Consider the following 5,497-nt stretch of genomic DNA (forward strand, 5'->3'; position numbering starts at 1 on the left):
CACACCATGGGCTTTGACGGAAAGTCCATTATAAACCCGAGACAGATTCCCGTTGTGCATGCTGTTTATACGCCAAGCGAGGAGGAAATTACCTTTGCCGAAAAAGTAGTACAGGAAATTGATGAGAAACGAAGTCAGGGCATCGGCGTATTTACCGTGGACGGGAAAATGATAGACATCGCCTTTTATGACGGGGCAAAAAGAACCCTTGCTCTGGCAAAGGCTGCAGGCGCTTTGGAGGAGGTACAAAATGATTAATGCAGTGGGGAGAGATATCCCGGATGCGGTTTTAGCGGAAACCGGGAAAACGGTATTTCAGGGAAGCAGACATTTTGACGACTATACTTATGAAAAGACAGCAGTAAAAGCGAGAGCACGAATCGGTGGCGAGGGCAGTAAACTGGAGAAGGATTTGCAGGAGGTTTTGCGAAAATGCAACGCCCATGACGGCATGACCATCAGCTTTCACCATCATTTTCGGGAAGGAGACCTGGTGGCTATGCAGGTTATGCAGGCTATTCATGAGATGGGCTTTAAGAACATTACCATCTGTGCCAGCTCCCTAAGCAAAGCACAGGACGAGCTCGTTCCCATGCTGGAAGACGGTACCGTAACCCATATCGAAAGCTCCGGAGTTCGGGGAAAAATTGGAGAAGCCATTAGTGAGGGTAAATTACAGGGAATCGCTATTCTTCGTTCCCACGGCGGAAGAGTTCGGGCCATCGAAACGGGAGAAACGAAAATCGACATTGCCTTTATCGGAGCCCCAAGCTGTGATGAATACGGAAATTGCCGCGCAGTAGGGGGAAACAGCAACTGCGGTGTGCTCTCCTACTCTGCCATTGATGCGGAGTATGCCGAGTATGTGGTGGTTTTAACAGATTGTCTTGTTCCTTTTCCGAATTTTCCGGCAGATATCAGTATGACTGACGTGGACTATGTGCTAAAGGTGGATGCTATAGGAGATCCGGAAAAAATCGCTACCGGTGCCGCCCGTCCCGTGACGGATAGAAGAAAACTGATGATGGCGGAAAGCTGTGCGGAATTTATTGCCGCTACCCCTTATTTCAAGGAGGGCTTCACCTTTCAAACCGGTATCGGCGGAGCAGCCAGTGCTACAGCACTGTGTCTTTCGGAGAAAATGCGGGAGAAAAACATTCATATGGGCTTTGGTGCCGGAGGAATGTCCAAGCCCATGTGCGATTTATTGGATGAGGGTTTGGTTTCCTGTCTTTTGGATACCCAGGACTTTGATTTGCCTTCTATCGAGAATCTGATTTCCCATCCGAAGCATTTTTCCATCAGCACCAAGGAATATGCGGATCCCTTCTGCAAAGGTGCAGTGGTTAATAAATTGGACTTTGTGATTTTAGGGACTTTGGAAGCGGATATCCATTTTCACTGCAATGTGGTAGTGAGCTCTGAAGGAGAATTGATGGGCGCTCAAGGAGGACATCCGGATACGGCTGTCGGCGCAAAATGCACCATTGTCATCACGCCATTGGTGCAAGGAAGAATTCCTACTATTCGAAATGCGGTAACCACAGTTACTACTCCCGGGGAAACTGTGGATGTGATTGTCACTGACTATGGAATAGCCATTAATCCCAAGCGACCGGATCTTTTGGAGGCTGCAAAAGCCGCCAAACTTCCGATAAAAAGCATTGAGGAATTACGGGATATTGCCTACAAGATCTGTGGTGAACCGGCCACGCTGGAATTCGAGGATAAGGTGGTTGCTATTATCGAAGCCAGAGACGGCAGCATTATGGACGTGGTGAGAAAACGGAAGGATAAAAATCTTATCGCCTTAAGTACGAAGTAAAACCGAGAGAAACTCAAGTAAAGCCAAGAGTAAATCGAATAAAACTGAGAATAGAAATAAATCGAGTTAAGCCAAGTGCCATTCTTATAAAACCAAGTATGTAATTTATGCCAAGGGAGTTCAAAATGGAATTTTATTGTAAAAGCGGAGAACGAATCCATGTGGATATTCTTGGGAAAGGCTTCCCTATTGTCTTCCTTCACGGAAACAATCTGCAAAGCGGATATTTTGATAAGCAAAGGGTTCTCGAGAAAAGTTTTAAGCTCCTCTTTGTAGATAGTTTGGGGCATGGAAAATCCGGAGAGCTGCAGGGAGAGGCAAGCTTTGCGTATCTTTCCGACAGTCTGGAGGAACTTCTTTCCTCGCTTTCCATAGAGAAATGCCTTTTGGTGGGGCACAGTGACGGCGCAAACCTCGCCCTGGAATACGCCGGTCGCCACGGCGAAAGAGTGGCCGGGATTCTGGCAAACAGCGGAAATATTTCCTTTTCCGGATTAAAGTTTCTTCCCCGTTATGCCTGCTATCTGGAAGAATGGCTCTACCGCTTTTTGGGGCTCTTTCTTCCCGCCTTTAAACGAAAGTCCAGGGTTTCTCCCCTTTTACGGGAAAATGTAGATGTGCCGAAGGAAATTTTTAAGAAAGCGCCTTACCCTGTAGTGGTTTTGGTAGGGGACAGGGATATGATTAAACGGAAACACAGCATGGCGATTGCGAAGCTTTTCCCGAAAGGCAAATTTCTGGAAAGAAAAGGACAGGGACATAACATCCCGAAAAAGGATAGCGTTTACTTTAATCGCTTGATAGAAAAAATGGTGCAGGGTATAGAGTAAAGAAACTCCGGTTTCCCTAGTAAGGAGGAAAATTTGAATAAGCTGATTTCTTTTTTCAAAAAATGGCAGAATGTTTTAAAGAGCATTCTTTTCCTGAGCATTTCAATTTTGGTGCTTTTGGAGCTAATTAAAATGGGAAAGACCATTTCCCCGGAAGCGGTAAAAGGCATATTGAGCGGTCTGTCTCCCCTCCAAATTTTTAGTCTTCTTGTACTCGGAACTCTTTCGGTTTCTCCGATGATGCTTTACGACTTTATCCTCTGTAAGGAGCTGAAAAAGAAGATTTCTTTAGGAAAGCTCATAGAAAGCAGCTGGACCATCAACAGTTTAAACAACCTGATTGGCTTTGCCGGTCTTGTGGATGTGGGACTTCGCTACAGTTATTTTACGGAAGAGGATAAAGGGGAGGAAACCATGCAGGGCATTTCCAAGGTGATGCCTTATTTTATGTCCGGGCTCTCTCTGTATTCTCTGCTTTCCTTCGGGCTTTTATTTGCGGTTCAAGAAAATGCCGTTTTAAGGCCCTACAGCTTCGTCCTTCTTCTGGCTTCCCTGATTCTTCCCGCTTTGCTTTTTCTTTCTACCAGAAAAAACTGGTCTTACTTTGGGAATCTGTCTAAGAAAAAAATTCTGGCTTTAATCGTAACTTCCCTTTTGGATTGGGGCTTTGTTTCTTGCTTTTTCTTTTATTGCGGAAGAACACTGGGCTACAGCGTTTCGCTTTTGAGCACCCTGCCTTTATTCTTTATTTCCATCTGTATCGGTATCGTCTCCATGATTCCCGGAAGCCTGGGAAGCTTTGACTTAATGATGATGAGCGGTCTTTTACATTTTTCCGTAAATCGAAATGAGGCGGCAAGCTGTTTACTGCTTTTCCGTATCTTTTATTACATCATTCCCTTTGCCATCGGCCTCCTCTTTTTTATCAAAAGTATGGGCGGACAAATCAATCAAAAATTTTACGGTCTGCCAAAAAAACTTAGCTCACTCTTGGGACAGGGCATCAGCCACTTTATGGCGAATTTCTTCGGTTTTTTTCTGATGGCCACCGCCATTCTTCCCGATGAAATTCATAGTATTCCACTGATTGGACAAATGGATCCCATCCGGGGGCAGCTCCTTTGGCAGTTTCCAAGCTTCCTTTTGGGCTCTCTTTTCTTCCTTTTGGGAAGACTTTTAAAAAGAAAGGCCGCCTTTGCCAAGCCCTTTGCCCTTCTGCTTTGCCTTGTAAGTCTTCTCTATATAAATCTGGGAAGCATTTCTCTTTTTAGTAGCCTTTATCTCCTCCTTTTTATGCTACTACTCTTTATCCGGAGAAAGGAGCTCTCCAGAACATCCTTTTTCTATCCCTCGGAAGACCGTTTAAAGGATTTTTCCTATATTGTAGGGAGCCTTTTGATTACGCTCCTTCTTTTATACCTTTCCAGTGGAAATACCGGAAAAGAAAGCCTCGGCTTCCTCATTTTCCATAAGGGAGTCCTGCACAGGATTAATGCTTTCTCGAGGCCCCATTATTTTACAGTCTTTTTGAACTATTTCCTGCATCTTTTTGCCTATTTTCTGATTCCGGCACTTTCTTATATTGCCGTGGGGGCACTGGCGAAAGATAAGCATTTTTCCTTCGGCGAAAAATTCAATCAGGAACGCTTTCAAAACTTTTTACATAGCTTTTCCAATACCAATCTGGATGCTTCTTTAGCCTTCCTTGGCGATAAGCTGCTCTACTATTATCAGGAAGACGGAGAGGATAAGGTGGCTTTTCAATTTGCCCTGGAAGACGGAAAAGCGGTGGTAATGGGAGAGCCTATTGGTGAGAAAAAATATTTCCCTGCTGCTATCTCTTCCTTCACAGAGCAAGCGGAAGAAAAAAATCTCACTCCCCTCTTTTATGAGGTAGGGCAGGATTTGACACTGCTCCTCCATAACCACGGCTATGAATTTATGAAGTTTGGAGAGACTGCAAAGGTCCCGCTTGCCGCTTTTGATCTCGTAGGAAAATCCGGAAAAAAGTTTCGTGCCGCAGTCAATAAGTTGGAAAATAAAGGCTATTCCTTCAAAGTAATGTATCCTCCTTTTTCCGACAGCTTTTTGCAGGATCTGGAAAATATTTCTGATGCCTGGCTTTCCGGCAGACAGGAAAAAGGCTTTTCCCTGGGCTTCTTTGACAAAAACTATCTTTCCCTTGCCCCCATTGCCTGCGTATTGGATTCCGAGGGGAAGGTGCAGGCCTTTTCCAATTTCCTCATTTGTAATGGAGAAAAAGAAGCCAGCATTGATCTCATGCGCTATAATCCGGGCACGGAAAGTAACGGTATCATGGACTATCTTTTCGTACAAAACTTTCTGTATTTTAAAGAAAAAGGCGTAGAATACTTTGAATTGGGTATGGCGCCCCTCTCCAATGTGGGACAGGAAGAACATAGCTTTTTCCAGGAAAAACTGGCCTTTCTGGTTTACGCCTTTACCAATCGTTTCTACTCCTTTTCAGGACTACGAAAATATAAGGACAAGTTCTCTCCTCTCTGGGAGGCAAAATACCTGTCCTATCCGAAAGACAGCAGCTTACTTTTTGACCTGCTGGCTATATTTAAAATTGATAATCGAAAGGTGAAGGAGTTGTAAAGAATCAACATTGGGGATAGAGATTTTATGCATTATAGGTCTGAAATTGGGGCACGCTCCCGCTAACTTCGCCTACGCAATTCTTTCAATGGTCTTGGTTGTGGCATGCCCTCTTACATGGATTTGGAAAGGATTTTCATATTGAGAGTAATTAAAAATATTGATATATAAGTGATTTTAGGGAAGTACTTTTAGGTATTTCCAATGTCATGATTTAAAA

General features: G+C 44.3%; 4 protein-coding genes. All 4 read left to right on the forward strand.

The features are described from left to right. On the forward strand, window positions 1-258 hold a 258-nt coding region (locus tag RDQ32_RS10615; protein ID WP_308580452.1), incomplete at its 5' end, for an HpcH/HpaI aldolase/citrate lyase family protein. Beyond that, window positions 251-1,825 (forward strand): citrate lyase subunit alpha, encoded by a 1,575-nt coding sequence (gene citF / locus RDQ32_RS10620; RefSeq protein ID WP_308580453.1) that lies wholly within the window; start codon window positions 251-253, stop codon window positions 1,823-1,825. The genes RDQ32_RS10615 and citF, both read left to right, overlap by 8 nt. 125 nt (window positions 1,826-1,950) lie before the next feature. Beyond that, the gene (locus tag RDQ32_RS10625) at window positions 1,951-2,655 is read left to right on the forward strand and encodes an alpha/beta hydrolase (protein ID WP_308580454.1); all 705 of its coding nucleotides are present in this window, start codon (window positions 1,951-1,953) and stop codon (window positions 2,653-2,655) included. A gap of 33 nt (window positions 2,656-2,688) precedes the next feature. Next, window positions 2,689-5,277, forward strand: coding sequence for a bifunctional lysylphosphatidylglycerol flippase/synthetase MprF (gene mprF, locus RDQ32_RS10630; RefSeq protein ID WP_308580455.1), 2,589 nt, complete (start codon window positions 2,689-2,691; stop codon window positions 5,275-5,277). The last annotated feature ends 220 nt before the right edge of the window (window positions 5,278-5,497 follow it).

This window comes from uncultured Oribacterium sp. (genome assembly GCF_902481605.1).
Taxonomy (GTDB): Bacteria; Bacillota; Clostridia; order Lachnospirales; family Lachnospiraceae; genus Oribacterium; species Oribacterium sinus.